Annotated in this window: 16 protein-coding genes and 3 pseudogenes; all 19 read right to left on the bottom strand. The window is 48.7% G+C overall.

Translation table 11 applies throughout. The features are described 5' to 3' along the window. Nucleotides 1-93 precede the first annotated feature (93 nt). Nucleotides 94-1,044: a peptidyl-prolyl cis-trans isomerase gene (locus tag HW560_RS05050; RefSeq protein WP_179262235.1), complete on the bottom strand. Its 951-nt coding sequence runs from the start codon at nt 1,042-1,044 to the stop codon at nt 94-96. A 24-nt stretch (nt 1,045-1,068) separates the two neighbouring features. After that, nucleotides 1,069-1,959 (bottom strand): Hsp33 family molecular chaperone HslO, encoded by an 891-nt coding sequence (hslO, locus tag HW560_RS05055; protein WP_076292131.1) that lies wholly within the window; start codon nt 1,957-1,959, stop codon nt 1,069-1,071. Nucleotides 1,960-2,054: 95 nt separating this feature from the next. Continuing rightward, complete coding sequence (locus HW560_RS05060; protein ID WP_090905191.1) at nt 2,055-2,825, bottom strand: type III pantothenate kinase; 771 nt, start codon at nt 2,823-2,825, stop codon at nt 2,055-2,057. Nucleotides 2,826-2,831: 6 nt separating this feature from the next. Continuing rightward, nucleotides 2,832-3,698 carry a carboxylating nicotinate-nucleotide diphosphorylase gene (gene nadC / locus HW560_RS05065; RefSeq protein ID WP_179262237.1) on the bottom strand — a complete coding sequence of 289 codons (867 nt, stop codon included), beginning with the start codon at nt 3,696-3,698 and terminating at the stop codon, nt 2,832-2,834. Beyond that, nucleotides 3,695-5,314 (bottom strand): L-aspartate oxidase, encoded by a 1,620-nt coding sequence (gene nadB / locus HW560_RS05070; protein WP_179262239.1) that lies wholly within the window; start codon nt 5,312-5,314, stop codon nt 3,695-3,697. The genes nadC and nadB overlap by 4 nt, the downstream gene beginning before the upstream one ends. A gap of 36 nt (nt 5,315-5,350) precedes the next feature. After that, nucleotides 5,351-6,289 carry a quinolinate synthase NadA gene (gene nadA / locus HW560_RS05075; protein ID WP_024633731.1) on the bottom strand — a complete coding sequence of 313 codons (939 nt, stop codon included), beginning with the start codon at nt 6,287-6,289 and terminating at the stop codon, nt 5,351-5,353. Between the two features lie 296 nt (nt 6,290-6,585). Further along, nucleotides 6,586-8,632 (bottom strand): annotated as a pseudogene (gene ftsH, locus HW560_RS05080) (ATP-dependent zinc metalloprotease FtsH). Nucleotides 8,633-8,733: 101 nt separating this feature from the next. Then, nucleotides 8,734-9,273 (bottom strand): hypoxanthine phosphoribosyltransferase, encoded by a 540-nt coding sequence (gene hpt / locus HW560_RS05085; RefSeq protein WP_024633729.1) that lies wholly within the window; start codon nt 9,271-9,273, stop codon nt 8,734-8,736. A gap of 53 nt (nt 9,274-9,326) precedes the next feature. Beyond that, nucleotides 9,327-10,766: a tRNA lysidine(34) synthetase TilS gene (gene tilS / locus HW560_RS05090; RefSeq protein ID WP_090905199.1), complete on the bottom strand. Its 1,440-nt coding sequence runs from the start codon at nt 10,764-10,766 to the stop codon at nt 9,327-9,329. A gap of 44 nt (nt 10,767-10,810) precedes the next feature. Beyond that, complete coding sequence (locus tag HW560_RS05095) at nt 10,811-11,758, bottom strand: serine/threonine protein kinase (protein ID WP_179262241.1); 948 nt, start codon at nt 11,756-11,758, stop codon at nt 10,811-10,813. Continuing rightward, nucleotides 11,742-12,487 (bottom strand): annotated as a pseudogene (locus tag HW560_RS05100) (hypothetical protein). Before HW560_RS05100 ends, HW560_RS05095 begins: the two are co-directional and overlap by 17 nt. Nucleotides 12,488-12,572: 85 nt before the next feature. Then, a pseudogene (spoIIE, locus tag HW560_RS05105) lies at nt 12,573-15,079 on the bottom strand (stage II sporulation protein E). 503 nt (nt 15,080-15,582) lie between these two features. Continuing rightward, a complete protein-coding gene (locus HW560_RS05110; protein WP_024633724.1) occupies nt 15,583-16,110 on the bottom strand; it encodes a S1 domain-containing RNA-binding protein in 528 nt (175 codons plus the stop codon). 197 nt (nt 16,111-16,307) lie between these two features. Next, nucleotides 16,308-16,643, bottom strand: coding sequence for an FtsB family cell division protein (locus HW560_RS05115; RefSeq protein WP_179262243.1), 336 nt, complete (start codon nt 16,641-16,643; stop codon nt 16,308-16,310). A gap of 12 nt (nt 16,644-16,655) precedes the next feature. Beyond that, on the bottom strand, nt 16,656-17,225 hold the full coding sequence (gene yabQ, locus HW560_RS05120) for a spore cortex biosynthesis protein YabQ (protein WP_090905205.1): 570 nt from the start codon (nt 17,223-17,225) through the stop codon (nt 16,656-16,658). Beyond that, the gene (gene yabP / locus HW560_RS05125; protein WP_053778920.1) at nt 17,222-17,506 is read right to left on the bottom strand and encodes a sporulation protein YabP; all 285 of its coding nucleotides are present in this window, start codon (nt 17,504-17,506) and stop codon (nt 17,222-17,224) included. Before yabP ends, yabQ begins: the two co-directional genes overlap by 4 nt. A gap of 178 nt (nt 17,507-17,684) precedes the next feature. Next, nucleotides 17,685-17,963 carry an RNA-binding S4 domain-containing protein gene (locus tag HW560_RS05130; RefSeq protein ID WP_024633720.1) on the bottom strand — a complete coding sequence of 93 codons (279 nt, stop codon included), beginning with the start codon at nt 17,961-17,963 and terminating at the stop codon, nt 17,685-17,687. Continuing rightward, nucleotides 17,963-18,235 (bottom strand): HU family DNA-binding protein, encoded by a 273-nt coding sequence (locus tag HW560_RS05135; RefSeq protein ID WP_017691362.1) that lies wholly within the window; start codon nt 18,233-18,235, stop codon nt 17,963-17,965. The genes HW560_RS05130 and HW560_RS05135 overlap by 1 nt, the downstream gene beginning before the upstream one ends. Before the next feature lie 303 nt (nt 18,236-18,538). After that, nucleotides 18,539-20,032: a bifunctional methyltransferase/pyrophosphohydrolase YabN gene (gene mazG, locus HW560_RS05140; protein WP_179262245.1), complete on the bottom strand. Its 1,494-nt coding sequence runs from the start codon at nt 20,030-20,032 to the stop codon at nt 18,539-18,541. Nucleotides 20,033-20,275 lie beyond the last annotated feature (243 nt).

Genomic DNA, 20,275 nt, shown 5'->3' on the forward strand with positions numbered 1-20,275 from the left:
ATGAGGACTCAAAAAAATACTCCGCCCTGGGCCCTAAGGCCGTAGACAGAGTATTTTTATCAAGATGCAGCAGAACATTCGTTTGCAGGATAATCAGGATGCCGGAATTTCAGCGATGATGACAGCCTCATACTTGTTGCGCAACCTTTCCTCCACCTGAGGCAAAGGATCGGCCTGGCTGAGAGCCAACTGCATCCGAATCTCTTCGCGAACCTCTTCCGCAGGCTCCACCTGACGCTCTTGTTTGTCGTTCATTTTAATGATCGCGTAGCCTTCTTCCACCTTCACCGGCCCTGCAATATCGCCAACGTCCAGTTGAGCTGCAAGTTTGAGGAGTGCTTCGGACTGAAACGGATCGTTCTGCTCGATCCATCCCAGACGACCGCCCGCATCACGGGAGTAACTGTCTGTCGATTCATTACGTGCGGTTTCTTCAAAGTCTGCTCCCTTGTCGAGCGCATCCAGCACTGACTCAGCCTGTTCCTCTTCCTTCAATACGATGGTAGACAGATCATATTTCTCTGGGGAAACATAGTCTTCATGGTGTTCGGTCCAGTAATGCTCGATATCTGCATCCTTAATCTGAATACCGCTCGTCGCAATTTTCTCAAGCAGAAGTCGGTATCCCGCCTCCAACTCAAGATCTTGCCTGGATAAACCCAGTTGAGACTGCATTTCGTCAAAATAAGCCTTCTCCGAATCATATCCATCCGTCGCCGCGGCAAGTTCCTTCGCAATTTCTTTGGGAGTCACCGTCAGATTACGATCGAGTGCTTCCGCATATACAGCTTTGCGATTGAGCATCTGGAGCAGCAATTCACTGCCATAGCGCCGTTTCAATGCATCGGTCCATTCCTTGTTGGTGATGACCTCCCCATTGATCGTTGCTACCGCATTTCCCTCTTCCTGATTGGTATCCTGAGGTGAATCTGCTCCTTCACGTCCATTCCGTAAGCCTTGCACAACCATAACCGAACCCATTACCAGCATTCCAAGCGTCAAGACAATTACAGCCGTCCATAACCCTTTTTCCTGTCTTGTCATTCCGCGTCCCATCCCCGCATAAAATCAGTTCTTGGCTTGCTCTAGGATGGTCTCAAGTTGTTCCTTGTTGAAATCGTAAGCCTCATTGCAAAATTGGCAGACTACTTCAGCCTGGCCTTCTTCCTCAATCAATTGTTCCATTTCAGATTGACCCAGACTGATCAACGTTTTCTCTACCCGCTCACGTGAACACTCACAGTGGAAATGGATATCCATTTCGTCCATGACCTGTACATCAGGCAGTACGCGACGAAGCAGTGCTTCCAGTTCAAGCCCCTCAGCCAGCAGAGACGTCACTGGTGGCATTGTGCCAATGGCATTTTCAATCACGGTGATCTCGTCATCCGTTAAACCTGGAAGCAACTGCACAATGAATCCACCGGCTACAATAACCGAATTGTCGGTATCCACCAGTACACCAACGCCTACAGCAGAAGGCGTCTGCTCCGATTTGGCAAAATAGTACGTAAAGTCTTCGCCAAGTTCTCCCGAAATAATCGGTACACTGCCGCGATAAGGCTCTTTCAGCCCCAGATCCTTGGTTACGTTCACGAATCCTTCTGTTCCGACTGCGCCAGCAACGTCCAGCTTACCCATACTGTTGCTCGGCAGATGTACATGTGGATTGCTTACATAACCACGAACTTCACCCTTCGCATTAGCATCGGCAACAATCTGTCCAATGGGACCGTCGCCTTTGACTTGAATCGTCAGCTTTTCTTCTCCCTTAAGCATAGCACCCATAATGGATGCTGCTGTAACCGTACGCCCCATAGCTGCTGTAGCCGTGGGAAACGTATCATGTCTTCTGCGCAGTTCCTCAACCAGTTCCGTCGTTTGAACAGCAAAGGCCCTAACCCGTCCGTTCATTGCTGTACCGCGAATCAACCGGTCTTGTTTGTTGTTGTTTTCCAAGTCATTCAGCCTCCTTTGGCGTAATCGCCAGTTATAGAAAAAACGGCATAACATATAAGACTGTAATCTCAGCCCGCTGTTTGCCGTCTCTGTTCTTACCTTTCCCGGTTTCGCTCATAAACGATACGCAGCCCTTCAAGCGTAAGCAGCGGATCCACTTCCTCGATGCTGCGTGTTTCTTCTGCAATCAGCTTGGCAAGGCCACCAGTTGCAATAACTCTGGGTTTGGTTCCCATTTCCTCGCGAATACGCTCCACAATGCCGTCCACCTGTCCTGCATAACCATAAATAATGCCGGCCTGCATCGCATGAATGGTGTTGCGACCAATGACTTTCTTGGGCTTCTCCAATTCAATGCGAGGTAGCTTGGACGCCCGTTCATAGAGCGCTTCGGTTGCAATATGGATGCCAGGTACGATAGCCCCGCCCAGATAATTTCCTTTCTCGTCAATACAGTCAAATGTGGTCGCTGTACCGAAATCGACCACAACGAGAGGGCCGCCGTACTTCTCAACGGCTGCTACTGCATTAACAATGCGATCCGCGCCAACTTCACGAGGATTCTCATACCGCAGGTTCAGGCCGGTTCGAATACCAGGCCCAACGAGTAGCGGTTTTTTGCCTACGTATTTCTCACACATGGCTTCAATCACATTCACCAACGGCGGAACCACGGATGAGATGATCACACCTTCAATGTCGCGTGTTGAAATACCCGACATATGAAATAAATTATAAATCATTACGCCATATTCATCCACTGTCGACTGACGGGATGTGCTCAGGCGAAAATGGTGGAGCAACTCCCGGCCTTGATACACACCGAGTACGATGTTGCTGTTGCCCACGTCTACCACAAGAATCAAAGAGGTTCACCCCTCTTTCTTTTCGTTTAAATCCAGGCTGATATCCAGGCTCTCAAAAGAGTAGGTTAACCTGCCAACTGAAATTACATCCACTCCGCTCTCTGCAATACCACGAATGGTATTTAGCGAGACGTTGCCCGATGCCTCAACTTTCACATGCGGAGCCTGCTCACGAATAAGAGCGACGGCCTCACGCATCCGATCTGGGTGCATGTTATCCAGCATAATGATATCTGCCCCAGCCTGCAAGGCTTCTCTGACCTGTTCCAGGTTTTCGGTCTCGACTTCAATGGTCATTGTATGCGGAATGACGGCCCGGGCACGCTGTACCGCTTCAGTGATCCCGCCTGCGCCCTTGATGTGGTTATCCTTAATCATGACGGCATCATAGAGGCCGAACCGGTGATTTGCTCCGCCACCAACCCGCACTGCATATTTTTCAAGCAGGCGGTGTCCCGGTGTTGTTTTACGAGTATCGACCAGTCGTGTAGAAAGGCCTTCCAACGCATCAACATAGGTACGTGTGCGGGTAGCGATACCAGACATACGCTGAAGCAGGTTAAGAGCCAGACGCTCTCCTGTCAGCAAGCTATGTGTGCTCCCTTCTACCTCTGCAAGAATCGTACCACGGGTAACTGCGTCACCGTCTTTTACCATCGCTGTGAACACAAGGTCAGAATCCACTACCTGAAACACGAGTTCTGCTACCGTAATTCCTGCAATGATTCCATTGTCTTTGGCATGTATAACGGCCTTGGACTGACTGCCAGCGGGAATCGTCACACTTGTTGTGACATCCCCTGCACCGACATCCTCACGAAGCCAGTTTTTGATTGATTCGATGAGTCCTTCATTATATCCGTTCAGTATCATGACATCAATTCCTCCACAATCGCTTGTTCTCGCTGCTGCAGACTATGCTTCTGCCATACGGCATCGTCACGCTGCGGGAAATCCTCACGATAGTGGGCTCCCCGACTTTCCTCGCGGTGTAATGCTCCAGTGGTAACCAACCAGGCACAGGTCAACAAGTTGGCATATTCCATCTCTTCTTTGTGAGTAAACTTCTGATCAAAAAATTGCAGTTCTTGTTGCAGCTTCTCTATTGCTGCTTGCAGGTTAACGCCATTCCGGCGCAACCCCACTTGACGTACCATCATTTTTTGCAGACGCAAGCGTTTTTCGGACACCGGCTTCTGCTCTTCCTTTATACTCCTGCGAATGCTTGTTGATGCGGGAACCCTTGACTGCAGTGGAGCAAGCGGAGGAAGGGATTGAATGCGATCCACGATTCTCCCGCCAAAGACGATGGCTTCAGACAGAGAGTTGCTTGCCAGGCGATTAGCACCATGTACTCCAGTAGAGGATACCTCACCGCAGGCAAATAACCGGCCAATGCTGCTCTCCCCGCTAAGATCGGTCTTCACTCCACCCATCATGTAATGTGCAGCAGGAGCGACAGGAATCCAGTCTGTGGTCATATCCAGTCCGTACCGCATACATGTTTCATAGATAGTAGGAAACCGATGCTTAATCATCTCCGCCGATTCATGAGTGATATCCAAATATACAAACGTACTGTTTGTCGATTCCATCTCACTGACAATGGCCCGGGCGACGATATCCCGTGGTGCCAGTTCAAGCTGTGCATGATAGCGCTCCATGAAGCGCTCGCCTTTCACATTGCGCAAATAGGCTCCTTCGCCACGAACAGCCTCGGACACCAGGAAACGTGGGGCTCCCGGATAACAAAGGGAGGTCGGGTGGAACTGGATAAACTCCATGTCCCGGACAACCGCTCCGGCACGATAGGCCATCGCCACACCATCTGCTGTAGCCACTTCCGGGTTAGTGGTATATCGGTACAACTGTCCAGCCCCACCAGAGCATAATACGGTTGCCTCTGCCTTCACAAATACTTGCGAACCGTCAGCCTTCTGAACCAACGCACCTACACATTCTCCCTGCTCTGTAATCAGGTCAATGACAAAATGCTCATCCCACACTTCAATCCCGGGATGTTCATTCGCCTGCGCAGCCAATGCACGCACAATCTCATATCCCGTTGCATCGCCATTGGCATGCAAAATACGGCGGTGGCTGTGCGCACCTTCCTGCGTCAACGCCAACTCGCCGTTCTCCAGATCAAACAAAGTACCCAGTCGAATCAGTTCTTTCACGCCGTCCGGGCCCTCGTTCACCAATGCTTCGACTGCTTCGGAGCGGCATAATCCCGCTCCGGCAACAAGTGTATCCTGCAAATGATAGGCAGGTGAATCATCCTCAGCAATAACCGCAGCAATGCCACCCTGCGCATACCGGGTGTTACTTTCCAGTAACGACTTCTTCGTGATCATCAACACACTGCGTTGTTCACTCGCCTTGATCGCAGTAAACAAACCAGCAATGCCTGAACCAATAACCAGCACATCCGTCTCCACCATCGGCAGCGCGGACAGATCAAAATCCACTAAATATTGCGGTATCATGTTATTTCACCTGTCTTGGAGCAAGAGTAGCGCATGCTACTTCACCAGTAACATGCGCTCTAGTGATTCTCTGGCTTTGTCAGCAACAGCCGGTGGCACGTAAATCTGCGGCTTCATCGTTTCGAGACATTTAACCAGCTTTTTCAAGTTGTTGACCTTCATATTCGGACATACAAGGAACTTGGTAGCAAAGTGGAATTGTTTGTCCGGGCTATCGAGACGCAGTTGGTATCCTGTACCATCCTCAGTGCCTACGATAAATTCCTTAGCGGATGAATTTTTACAATATTCCAGAATGGCGGTTGTGCTACCTACGAAATCACCCATCTCTACAACCTCAGGACGACATTCTGGGTGAACAACAAACTCGGCATTTGGATGCTTCGCTCTCATTTCAACCACGTCTTTGACCGTCAGCATATCATGGGTATTGCAGTAACCTTCCCAGATAATCATTTTCTTGTCTGTATGTTGTTGCACATAATGTCCCAGATTTTTATCCGGTACCCAGATGATTTCATCGGAATCAACAGATTGAATGACTCTGACAGCATTGGCCGATGTACAACAGATGTCGGTCTCTGCCTTGATCTCAGCTGAAGAATTGATGTACGTTACAACTTTGGCATTCGGGTGCTGTGCTTTCAATTTACGTAAGCCTTCAACGTTCACCATGTCTGCCATTGGGCAGCCTGCACGCTCGTCGGGAATAATAACCGTTTTGTTAGGAGCAAGAATTTTAGCGCTTTCACCCATAAAATGAACCCCGCAAAAAACGATAACATCCGCATCGGTCTGCGCTGCCTTCTGAGCAAGCAGAAACGAATCTCCTCGGAAATCAGCGACCTCCTGTACCTCGTCACGTTGATAATAATGGGCAAGAATAATGGCATTCCGTTCCTTCTTCAACTCCATCAGCCGCTCACGCAGCTCCCGGTTCATCTCAGCCTTGCGCTCTAAAGCCAGAGCTTCCACCTGTGATCCTCTCCTTATCGGAACAGCCTCTACGCTGTTTTATATGGCAAATCCAAGTCGTTATTTTCGCTTGAGAAACGAATCACAAGCGGTTTAACACCTAATGTACACAACGTTCACGACTCTGTCAATAAATGAAAACGCCCCAGAACAAGGACATAACCGCCCATTTCCTACGTGGTTCGCCCTAAAGCTCCCGGTTATCATTATCTATACAATTTGAAGGAATACATAAAAAAAGAGAGCCCGAAGGCTCTCTTTAGTCATCTGCCACGATAGGCAGATGGTGTTATAAATTAAGACGTTGGCTTCGTTCCACCATCATCTGGGTCATTGCTGTTTCCTTTATCCAGGTTCGGAGCTTCGTTAGGAATATCTCCGGCTGGTGGCTCAGGCGTTTCATCTTTGCCTTGGATACGGACACGTACATCACCGATGTTGTCGATGATCGCTTCTCCGCCTTCGCTAGGCGTACCTTCGCCATCGTTGCTGTTTTCATCTTTTGGAGTCAGGGAACCGGTCTCGATCAATTGTTTGATCTGATCCATTTCCAATGTTTCCACTTCCAGCAACGTTTGAGCGATCAGATGCACTTCTTTGGAATGTTTAACGAGCAAGTCTTTACACTTCTCATAACATTCGTTAATAAAGCGCTGCATTTCCTGATCGATCTCGTAAGCGATGGAATCTGAGTAATTCTGTTCGTGACCGATATCACGACCCAGGAATACCTGTCCCTGCGAACTACCGAACTGCATAGGTCCCAGCTTCTCACTCATACCATACTCCATAACCATGCTACGGACAATACCCGTAGCTTGTTGGAAGTCACTGTATGCACCGGTACCGATTTCCCCGATAAAGAGTTCTTCGGAAACACGGCCGCCAAGGAGTCCAGTAATTTTGTCCAGCAATTCTTGCTTAGTTACAAGCATACGATCTTCTTTTGGCAACATGATTACATATCCACCCGCACGTCCGCGCGGAATAATGGTAACTTTATGTACCATATCGGCATGTTCCAGGAAGTAACCTACAATGGTATGACCTGCTTCGTGATAAGCAACAATACGTTTTTCACGGTCACTGATAACACGGCTTTTCTTCTCCGTACCCACAATGACACGGTCAATCGCTTCGTCTACCTCACGCATGGAAATATCTCTACGATTACGACGTGCCGCAAGCAATGCCGCTTCATTCAAGAGATTTTCCAAATCTGCACCGGAGAATCCGGTAGTACGCTTCGCAATAATGTCCAGCTTCACATCTTTGGTGAGTGGTTTGTTGCGTGAGTGTACTTTCAGAACCGCTTCACGACCTCTCACGTCAGGGCGATCAACCGTGATTTGACGGTCAAAACGTCCTGGACGCAGCAAGGCAGGGTCCAGAATATCAGCACGGTTCGTTGCAGCAACGATGATAATACCTTCATTGGCTCCGAATCCGTCCATTTCAACGAGCAACTGGTTGAGTGTTTGTTCACGTTCGTCGTGACCACCACCAAGACCAGCACCACGCTGACGTCCTACAGCATCAATCTCATCGATAAAGATAATACATGGGGCGTTTTTCTTCGCATTTTCAAACAAGTCACGTACACGAGATGCACCGACACCGACGAACATTTCAACGAAGTCAGAACCGGAAATGCTGAAGAATGGTACACCCGCTTCACCGGCAACAGCACGAGCGAGCAAGGTTTTACCTGTACCCGGAGGACCCACAAGCAATACGCCTTTAGGAATCCGTGCACCTACTGCTGCGAATTTACGAGGGTCCTTGAGGAAGTCCACGACTTCAACAAGCTCCTGCTTCTCTTCGTCAGCACCCGCAACATCTTCAAATGTAACCCGTTTCTTCTCTTCGTTATAGAGACGAGCACGGCTTTTACCAAAGTTCATTACTTTACCGCCGCCGCCTTGAGCCTGATTAAACAGGAAGAAGAACAGCAGGAACATAATGATCAAAGGAATAAAGGAAGTCAGCAACGTCAACAGAGATGCTGTCACCTTTCATAGGTTCCTGATGATATTGGAATTTGTTCGTTTCGCTTGCAGTTACAAGCTCACTAATTGCCTCATCCGTAGGAGGAATATACGTTGAGAAATTTTCTGATTTGGCTCCGTCAGGCGTCTCCCTGTATTGACCGGTCACGAGGTACGTCTGACCGTTGAATTGAACCGTCAATTCAGAGACGTTATTGGCCTTGATCGCCGCGCGCAACTGATCATATCTAGGATTATCGGTGGCTTCGCCGCCATTGCTGACGAACTGGACTATCCCCACCACAACTAAAAAAAGAATCAAATAAAAAGCAGAATTCCGGATGAACCGATTCATCCCCTACCTCCTCTCGAGACACTTTAATTATTTTAACATAGCCCAACATGGCTTCTCAACAGAAGCCACCAACAGATATGGGCTTGGAACTAGCTTAAGCATTAGTTGCTGTAAACTTCCGGTTTCAGAATCCCGATGTAAGGGAGGTTCCGGTACTTCTCCGCATAATCCAGGCCATAGCCAACGATGAATGCGTCCGGAATGTCAAAGCCGGTGTAATGGGCTTCAAGTTCGACTTTGCGACCTGAAGGCTTGTCAAATAGCGTAACCACGCGGACGGATTCAGCACCGCGGTTCTGCAAGAGTTCGATCAGATAACTGAGCGTGAGTCCACTATCAATAATGTCCTCTACAATCAGAACCTCGCGTCCCTCAACGGATTCATCCAGATCCTTAATGATTTTGACCACGCCGGATGATTTGGTGGAAGCGCCATAACTCGATACTGCCATGAAATCCATCTCAACAGGTACCGTAATGTTCTTAACCAAATCAGCCATAAATATAAACGCACCCTTCAGCACACAAATGACCAAAGGATTGCGATTTGCATATTCGGCACTTATTGTTGCGCCTAATTCCTTGATTTTACTCTGAATCTCTTCTTCACTGATCAATACTTCCTGAATGTCGTTCTGCAACTGTGCGAACCTCCTAAGTTATACATATGAAAGCCTTACCTGAACCATAACCACTACCCCTGAATCGCTGAATCGCCTACAGTCATGTACAGGATTGCGGAAGTATCCTCCCTTACAGGAGCTACACTAGACCGGCGAACACCCGGTAACCAGATGATATTGCCTGCTCCATCACATACCACGGGAACCCGTGAACGGACAGAAGGGGGAATTTTCTCATCGATGAAAATATTTTTCACCTTTTTGCTTCCGTTTAATCCCATCACTTTCATGGTATCTCCAGGTAACCGTGAACGCACAACCAGCGGCATAAGCAGTTGATCTGCATCAAATGCGGCATGATCCGCCGATTCTGGTACATGATAGTCCTCGGGACTCATCGGAACGAGCCGAACATGCCGGTCGATTTCCGTGAGAGAAAGCTCATAGGTTCCGCTCGATTGAGCAAGACGATATTCGTAAGATTGACCCTGTACGTCAGTCCGTACGCCGAAAGAGATCAGATCATACTCCCGGGTGCAGGCGAGTGTCTGTCCTATATCCAGGCTCCAGGTCGTCGCTTCAGGCTGAATAACCTTGCGGCGAATGGTCTCAATACGGGTAAAGTCGACAAAATCACTGTCCAAAGGCAGATAATTCAATATTAGTTTAATCAACCTTCGTTGTAAAGCGACATGTAACTTCAAAAAGGAAGGCACCTCAAAGGTTTGCCTTCCGCCGTTCGCCTGCACTAGACACCTGTATGCGTCATATGCACCTTGTTCCATGAAATCGTCTTCATCGCCCACGATTTCGGCAAGTCGATTCAAAGACGGCGTCAACTGCCCATTATATTGCCCCAAAAAAGGAAGCACATCCAAGCGAATGGCATTACGCCGATATTTACGCAGGGAATTGCTTTCATCATTAAAATACAGAAAACCCTGGGTATTACAAGCTTCTACAAGGTCTGTCTTGTTTATACGAAGGCATGGACGAATAAGTTCCACATTTTTTTCTCGCCGTTTAAACTTCATTCCCGCGAGTCCGGATAGCCCACTACCGCGCAGCAAATGAAGCATAACCGTCTCTGCCTGATCGTCGGCATGATGGGCCAGTGCAATGCTTGCCGCATCGTATTTGGCAGCCACTTCATGCAAAAACTCATATCGTTTGTTACGCGCGGCCTCCTGAGGACCTTGACCGGTAAGCTTCATATAAGAAGGTACATCGGCCTTCACCCATTCAAATGCTATGCCAAGACGGTGCGCAAGTTCCTTCATCATCTCGGCTTCATGATCGGATTCAATCCGAAAACCATGATGTACATGGGCGCAGATCAACTCCAGCGGGACATGCCTGGTACTGATCTCATGCATGATATGCAAAAAAGCTACCGAGTCCGGTCCGCCCGATACTGCGACGACAATCCGATCCCCGGGAACCCATAACTGATGCTCTTCCGCTGCATCCAGCACGTTATTCACCAGCTTGTTCCAGCGTAAAGCCTCCATACCTGTTCCTCATTCCTTACGTTATGTATATGCACGCTCACAGGTCAGAATCGCAGTGCATAGATGAGTACCCCAATAAGTAATATAACGGATACAGCAAATGCATTTTTGAGCCAACGCGGTGTTGTACTTTTGGAACGTCGACGAAGAGGAGAAGGGCGTGCCATCATCTCTCTCCAGACCTTAGCCGCGTGTCCGGCATCCTGAAACTGACCTCGTAATGCCTGAATAGTCCAGTTTCGAAAGGGGCGAAGACGTTCGCTGCGCTCCACAAGCGCTGTAAGCTGGTTCACACTTCGCAGTTGGGGTAACCCTTCTGCAGCCAGCGCTTTGAGTGCATCAGCTTCAAGTACATGAATCAATAATAGCGCAAAAGCAAACACATCATAGGTACCATCTGCTGTTCGGCTGCCCGCATTCCAGAATCCGCGATCATACCATTCAGTGAACTGCTTGACGCTCCGGCCGATAGAAGTCACTCCACCATAGTCGATAAGTTCTACCTGCCCATAATCCGATACCAGTACATTTTGAGGTTTGAGATCGCCAAACACCCATCCAGCCTGATGCAATTGAGCCAGTTTCTGCAATAGTCTGAGTCCAACCAGAAGTGTCCAATCCGTTCCCTGACGCCGAATGAAGTGGTGCAGAGATTCCCCCCGAACGTAACGCATCACATAAAAGGGAATATCACGACCACGAATGGCGTAATCATCCACATCTTTCAGATAAGAAGGAATACCACTCTGCCGAAGGGCCTCATGATTACGCTGTAATTGAAAAGATTTGAGCACATTAATTTCTGATTGCAGATCTACAGGGTCAAATCCCATTTTAAGCGCATAATGTTTGCCATTCTCACCCCGCTGGACAAGAAAAACGATGCCGTTGGCTCCTTTGCCCAGCAGCTTCCGAATCGTATAACGGCTGCGATTCCATTTCCCTGTGATGACTGTTCCTGGCGGGAAAGAGGCGTCAGACAACGTTGTCACCGAGCATCCCTTCTCTTTCAATGCGATAGTTCCCTTCTATTTCCTGCTGTCCCTCCAGTGTACCATAACGGTAAAAATCAATCACCCTTTGAATCGCAGGACCTGTCGGCGTCGCTCCCTTCATTTGCAAACGTCCAAATAGTGAACGAACACGGCTCAGATCAGCTGTCCAGTCGATGTCCATGACAGCTTCTTCTCCGCTGTGTCGTCCAGGAAAATGAAAGACGGAAAGATGGCTCTGACCCATACGTGCCTGCAAGCTAAGCATTAAATCCCGAATCCCTTCCTCCACAGCAGCAAGCTTCGGCTTCATACTGGCACTTACGTCAATGAGAAGAACGACCTGAAGTGGCGTTGTCTCGGCCATATCATCCATCACTTCAACGACCTGCGCACGTTTAGCAGGTTCAAGGTCTGTTACCGTTTTGGGCTCGTGCTCTCCCAGAATTTGTGTTAACTCTCTATTAACCGCCTGTTGAATACCACCGTTTTTCTTGTCATCATCTGCATCGTATGCGCAAGCTGCCTGGTGCCTACGATCTGACTGATTCCACCTCCGGCTTTGGCAATATCCTCGATCTCCCGACTCCCCAGCTCACCAATGGTTCCATAATCAATAACACCGACCACGTTGACCGTAATTCCCTCTTCACGTGCTTCCGCCGCTGCCAGCACCGGGCTTGCACCTACATTGGAACAACCGTCGGTGATCAACAAGATTTGTTTCATCCGATATCCCTCCGTTTTGGGTTACTCTCCAACTCTATGACTAGCATTGCCAGAATGAAGAGACTTCAAACAGAGGAATATGCAATTAACTAACGGTACGCGGACGCTCCATCCGGCTTATTCCGGGTACTCTCAATGTGGCCCACTCCGGGCGATAATGTTCTATTTTGCCTACAATTACAGTCATATCATCATAGATCTCATGTTGCTGATAACGAATAACACTTTCAAGCAGACAATCCGCTACCTCCTGAGGATCATCACTATCAATTTCCTGAATGAGTCGCTTCATCCATAGTTCTTTATTGACGGCATACCCCGGTGCATCATAGATACCATCTGTCATCATAATTAAAACATCCCCTGGCTGGAGCTGTACGGTTACCAAATCCACCTCAATATCTTTGATAATACCAATCGGCAGATTGCTTGCCGAAACCTGAATAACCTCCTGCCCTCGTTTAATAAAGCTTGGCGTCGAGCCGATTTTCATAAACGTGGTCTCTGCCGTATATTCATCGATCAGAGCCATATCCACCGTTGCATACATTTCTTCAGGAGAACGCAGCATCAGAACGGAATTGACCGATTTGATCGCCAGCTTCTCATCCATGCCCGACTGTAACAGCTGCTCCAGTATATTTAGCGCAGCACTGCTCTCCATTCGTGCCCGTTCGCCATTGCCCATGCCATCGCTAAGCGCAACTGCAAATGTGCCATTTCCCAGTTCAACCGTACTGAAACTGTCCCCGGACATCACATCTCCCCTTTGGCGGCAGCGGCAACACCCGTTGTTATCTCAAACGTTTTGGCAGAGCCGAAGGTGACTGTCGCCAGCCCTTGGCGAGGGTCGAGCATGGACTCATTCAAGACGGCAATATGCTCGTCCAGTACATCTGAGATCAGCGGAGCGATTATTTTCCGGCACTCGTCAAATCCGCGTGTATAGGCATGGACAATCTCAATTTCCACATTCCCCGCTTCCAGATTAATGATTTCAATAGAATGTATGGACAGACCTAACGACTCAAGCGCATCCCGAATCTGTTCCTCCTGCTGTACCATCTCCTCACTTTCCCGTTGAATTTCTTTGGCCAAGTCCTCCATTACCTGGGATACCCCTGATAATTGCTCAGCAACCAGCTGTCGACTATCTATAATCTGACGTTTCCATTGCATGTTATGTTGATGCAGACCATACTGGGCGCGCATCACTTCAAGTACCTCCTCCGGTTTCGCACATACCCTGTTCCATTCCACCGGAATCTGCTTGCCTGACATCTCCGGATTGGCTTCAATGGAACTCATCACATCGGTCATATATTTATAGGTTTGAATAAACTTCGAATCCCAGCACTGCGCCTTCTTAAAGCATCCTGAACATGTGCCTTCGGCTACAGCATTCATGAAATGCTCCATCCCGCCTTCGTTCTGTACCGGCTCCCCCGCGCCGGACATCTGATCGAAGCTGCGTGACAGCTGACGGAATACCTGCGAGAAGCGGGTGACCCGTTCTGCGGTGACATCCCTGATCCGCTTCGCATATTCATGCTGCGACTTCGTATGATCCTGCGTGCCAGGAACATATTTGGATATGGCCGTCAGCATGCTTTTTGGCGTCAGCATAAACAGAACGATCGCTGCACACGTTTCCCATAAAGAATTCATGACATCTCCCGGACCACCCAGATATATGGATAGAATAGAGGAACCCAGCAGCATGCCCAGAGCAACCGCCGCACGTTTTCCTTCCCGAAGCATACCCGCCAGCATGCCAGCAAAAGCAAGCAGACTCATCTGATATACCGCCGACATATCGGCCAAACTCAGAATGAGGCCAGTAATGACCCCAACCGAGGCTCCGAGGGGGGCTCCGCCCACCAGCGCGAAGATCAGAATGAGATACCGGGAGAGCATATGCTCCACAGATAGGGACTGAATTGTCCAGCCCACCGCCCCCGTCATCACGGAAGCCAGCAAGATGATCAGACAGAGGATCTCCTCGTTCTTTAGGTTGAATTTTTTTTTGCGATACGTGAAGATCGGTATGGCCTGTATGAAAACCAGGGTAAGCACAAAGCTGAGTACGGAATCCATCGTAAGCATCAGCATGGCGTACCAGCTGAAAGACGGTCCAATGACGACGGCGAATAACTTGATCATAAAAGTAGTCGTAAACACCATCGTTGGTGCATAAGATAATTCAGCGCGGTCATAAGACTCCAGTCCTCTGAACAACAGATAGAAGATGGCGAGCTCCGAAGCAACAATTAGAGGTACCGGAAATGGGGCGAAGAGGCTCCCTGCCAGCAGCGCGGCTCCTACCGGAATGATGTAATCCCTGCGCATGAAAGCAATAACCGCAAAGTAGGCAATCGCAAAGGGCGATAATTCATTCAGAATCATGGCCTTGCCCAGTAAAAATCCCATAAAGGTAAGAAGCAGCACCCATTTACGTGCAGCAACGATCTGGACGGCCTTGCGGGAGCTAATCCACTGTTTGAGACGTACCGACAGCTCCTCCCGAGCTTCTGTACCTCCTTTACCAGCTTTCATTCCCGGAAATTGAATGACATTCCACTTTTCCATCATCCTCAAGGCACCCCATTCGATTAATTTAATTTTCGTGTTTCGTTCTCGATGGTTCTGATTATAGATAGAATAGAAGACGTAGTTTGTCACAATTGGTGGGTAGGGTCCAAAAACTTTACGACAAAAGAAACAGACGTGGCGCGGTGGTGCGGAACCCCCGGCCTTATTGTGGTTTCATCCATTTGCCACGACCCTTGCCGACAAGGTGCTTGTCTGATTTTGAACGGGACGCACTTCGTCATCGCCACAATTTGAGCAGGATACCTGTGGAATGCCACGGAAACCTGTCGCTAAAAAATGGTAGACGACAAATGTTCTTATGTACTTTTTTTCCGGCGCAGAAAAACTGGGGATATGGAGCTTCACTTTACAAAAACGGCTATGAATCCGGTTAAATGTCTATATCTGAACAGGTTAGCCTCCAAAATTAAAAACAAACGCAAAAAAACCGCCAGCCCCAAGGCTAACGGTTTTTCTTATATTTTAAATCAGGTTGAACCAGATTACACGCGTTTGGCTCCACGGCCACCACGTTTGCCTTCTGTGTTCTTCTTCAGCGAAGAGATCCGTTCTTCGCTATCTTTCAGGAAGCGTGACATTTTATCCTCAAATGAAGGTTTGCCTGCTGCGGGCTTGAAAGAACGGCCTCCGCGGTCACGGTTAAAACCACCACCACCGCCGCCACGGCCTTGGCCACCACTTGGGCCTCCACCGCTGAATCGTTCGCGATCTCCTCCACTGCGTTCCGGTCTAGGAGCTCTTGGGGGTCTGGACTGTGTTTGTTGCTCAACCGGTTTGTCAACAGCTTGCTTAATGGAAAGCCCAATCTTGCCATCCTTGTCAACGTTGATGACCTTAACGGTAACGAGGTCATTAAGCTTCAGGTGGTCGTTGACATCTTTGACATAATTGTCGGCGATTTCCGAGATGTGAACGAGACCCGTGACACCTCCTGACAGATCCACAAATGCTCCAAAATGCGTGATGCCTGTCACCTTGCCCTCTAACTTGGTGCCCACTTCAATTGCCATAGAATAAAATGATCCTCCCTTAAAAATATACAACCCGATTTTTGAATGCCAAAATCAATGCTGTGCTGATTTAATTATACCTTATGCCGCAAACCAAGGTCAACTGAGCACTACCCCTTAAGATAGCCTATTTTTTCCGGTATAACGGCTTCAGACATATAGATAACAATCCTTGCTCGATAATGAGCCAAATTACATCAGTTCCCTGACTCTTCAACCTGAATTGGTGTTTCTTCAGGCAGATAGTATCCTTTTTTTCGAGCCAGCTGTCCTATGTATTCGGGGTCCTTCAACCGACTGACTTCGTACTTCAATTGATCCAGCTTCTTCTGGGTCTCTTCCTTTGAAGCTTGCTGGGCAGCCAGACGAGAACTCTTGTCCGAAATTTGCGCAGTCTGCACAAGGAACGTATATCCTGCCCATATGATAAATACAACCATAAAGGTCATCCAGAGCATGAGACGCCTTTTGGCACCTGCAGATTTTCCTTGGCCTGCTGGACCTTTTGATTTGCTCATAGGTGTTTTACCCATTATCGGACCTCCTTAAAACCAGCGTTTCCACATCGCTGCGATACTTGAACCCGCACGGATCAGGAAGCGTGGCGTAACCCAATGTTTCAGGATTGGCCTAAACATCCAGCGGAACAACTTGCCGAAAGGTACCAAACATTGCAGCACCAGCTTACCCAGGAATAACAGGATGGCGAGTACAAAACCAATTAATACGCGCACTAGCTTGTATAGTCCTTTAGCGGGCATAACGATCAGGATGTTAAGGATATGTCCACACCAATGAATCAGCGTTCTTGCGAGTTTAATTAACATTACCACAAAACGCTGGGTTGTAACACTTAAAAGCCAAAAATAGAAGCAAACCCCTATAATCAGCCCCAAAAAGACATAAAACCGCAGCTGTCCGTGGTTCCCGGCATACAGCATCCGGAAGACGAACAGCGCGGAAGCGACCCAATATAACAGATCTAGTGTGTGGACGCTCCATCTCGGGAACCGCAGCTGACCGGACAGTACCCGGTAACTGTCGTAGGCCACCCCCATCACGGCTCCCGACATCAGCATCCACAACAATGTGATCCATTGAGTATCCGGACTCATCGGAACATCTTGCCGAACAGGCCTTTACCGTTTTTGGACTGAGAACCGGGGTCCAGATATTGAAGAGAACTGACAGTGCCCTCGATGGATAACAAACCGTCCTCCAGGCTCAGGTTTTTGATATGTAAATTGTGCCCCCGGATGGTCAGATGCCCAAGTTCAGTTTGCAGCAAAAATTCCTCACTGTCGAAGCTCTCCACATTGGAGACACCCGTCAGATCCAGCAGTTTCCGATTCTGCATGCTCAGATGATGCTGTTTCGTCTTACTTTGCTCAACCATGGCATGTACCCCTCCTTCTTAACCCTAGCTTATGGATCAGAAGTGCAGAATAGAACCAAGGTTGGTTGAAAGCAAATGTCCGATTTTTGAGAAACACAAAAACGCCCTTCCCTGTACGGGAAAGGCGTTTCTCTTCATTTTGCAATGAATGTGTACAAAAGTATATCAGGCATCCCTGTTACCAGTTCAGACCGTTATCCTTGGCGATCGGCTCTTCCTTAACCAAGGTGTAGAGGCTGCTCGCCTCATCCTTCTTGGTACTCTCGGCAAGACGCTCCACCTTCACGGTGACCAGCTTTTGACCAAACTGAACCGTAAGCTCATCGCCCACTTTGACAGCGGCGCTTGGTTTCGCTTCACGTCCGTTCACCAGCACACGTCCCTGTTCGGAAACGTCCTTGGCTACGGTGCGGCGTTTAATCAGCCGAGAGACCTTCAGGAATTTATCAAGACGCATTATTTTACGGCTTCTTTAAGTTTGTTGCCTGCTTTGAACGCAGGAACGGTGGACTCAGGAATCACGATTTCATTCCCTGTTTGCGGGTTACGTCCGGTACGACCGGAACGTTTGCGGGTCTCAAAAGTGCCAAAGCCGATCAGTTGTACTTTGTCTCCGCTGGCAAGTGCATCTGTAATTTCTCCCAAAAAGCCGTTCAATACGGACTCAACGTCTTTTTTAGTCAAACCGCTTTTGGTGGAAATGTTGTTAATCAGATCTGTTTTGTTCATTTTTAAAAGCCTCCCAAATTGAAAAAAAAGTATCTGCGAATCCGTGACAACAGATCTGCTGCTGCTGGCTCCGCGCAAGGTTACTACACATGTATTCTGGCTTGGCATCTGAAATCCTGCCTCGGTCTTCGACTTTTTTTCACTTTTTGTCGGTCCTGCCCAAGAACAGTCTAAGTCCAGTACCCGAAACACCTCTCCGTTAATCACACGCTTTCTCGTGCAACCCGTCCGAGATGCTTCGACGACACGATACGCATGATGCAACTAATGATATCGGATCAGCGCCCAAAATGCCAGGACCCTTTACAATCCAGCCTTCTTCGCTGCCTGCCAATATTGCTCCATTTCATCAACATTGCTGTCTGATGGAGTTCTTCCCTGTTCACGCAGACACTCCTCGATATACTGGAAACGCTGAATGAATTTCCGATTGGTGGCGGCAAGCGCCTCCTCCGGATCGGTATCAATAAATCTCGCTACATTGGCAGCTGCAAACAATAAATCACCCAGTTCCAGCTTCCGTTCTTCCGCTGACTGGTTATGCTGCACTGCTTCTTTTAGCTCTGCCAGTTCTTCCTCAATCTTGGCAAAGACACCTTCTACGTCATCCCAATCAAAGCCGACTTTAGCCGCTTTTTTCTGTAATTTGTACCCTTTCATCAAGGCAGGCAAGTCGCGGGGAATTCCGTCCAGCACAGAAGTCTGCTGCAAATCCTGTCCCTTGCGCTTTTTCTCCTCTGCCTTCATCTGTTCCCAGTTTTGCAGCGCTTCATTCGCGTTCTCAGCCTGTTGTTCACCGAATACATGCGGATGACGGAAAATCAGCTTGTCGTTCAAACCTTCGATTACGTCGTACACGTTAAATGTACCAACCTCTTCTTCCATCTGGGCGTGCAACAAAATCTGCAGCAGGAGATCACCCAGCTCTTCCTTCATGTGATCAGGGTCATCTTCATCAATCGTTTCAATGACTTCATAGGTTTCCTCAATCAGGTTTTTACGAATGGACTGGTGGGTCTGCTCCTGATCCCATGGACAGCCGCCTGGACTGCGAAGAATATTCACGATTTCATGCAGTCGTGCGAAGGAGCGCCGACGAAGCGCGTCATCCGTATTTTTGGGCACATATATCAATGAGAGATTACCATACCCTTCAATCCGGTCCAGATCATGCAGCGGCACTTTGTGAATGATTTCCTGTCCCTGCACACCCAAGGCATGTCCGACAAATACCGGATAATCGTCAGGGTAAACATCCATCAGACACAGTTTTACGTCGGAAGCGGTAAACACATCATATACTTGTCCAATCAAGGTATGAAGCTGTGGCTGCACCAGTTCCGTATTGAGACTGCTGGCATCGAGTAGCTGAAAACCTTCAATAGGATCGAATCCAAGTCGAATAAACGCTTCATCCAGAAAGCTCTCCCCACCCATAACTCGCAGCGAAATTCCCATTTGCGGGCAGCGCTCCTTCAACAGGCGTACGCTCGCTTCAGCGACCATGGGATGTCCTGGCACGGCATAAACGATCTCGGTACCTGGCTCGCCCTTGCGTGCGGCCTCAATCAGCCGGTCTGCAATTTCGTCGTACACTTCCGGAAAAGAATCCTTCGCCTCATAAATGGCATCGAAGGATGTCATCTCCAACCCTTCCTGCTTGAGATCATTCAATACGGGATGATCCAGCGTGCGTACATACAGCTTCGCTGCATGTTTCATTTTTTTGATGATCCCTACCGTCAGCTGATCTGCATCTCCAGATCCAAGACCGACTACTGTCAAAGCTGCACTCATCTTTGTAAGCCTCCATCCGAACTATCCTGTTCCGACTCTCCATCCTTGATCATAACCAATCATGGACGGGCCATACATCGTACAGAACAGGGCTCTATAATTACACGTATTATACCAGAATTAGACGTTATCCTATAATTGCATTTGCATATGACACGTTGTGACTTGGTCCACCCTCTGCTGCTCCGCTTTAGAATGCGAGAGCGGGGATGAATGGAAGGCGTAGCACTAAGCGTAGCAGCG

Source organism: Paenibacillus sp. E222 (assembly GCF_013401555.1).
Classification (GTDB): Bacteria; Bacillota; Bacilli; order Paenibacillales; family Paenibacillaceae; genus Paenibacillus.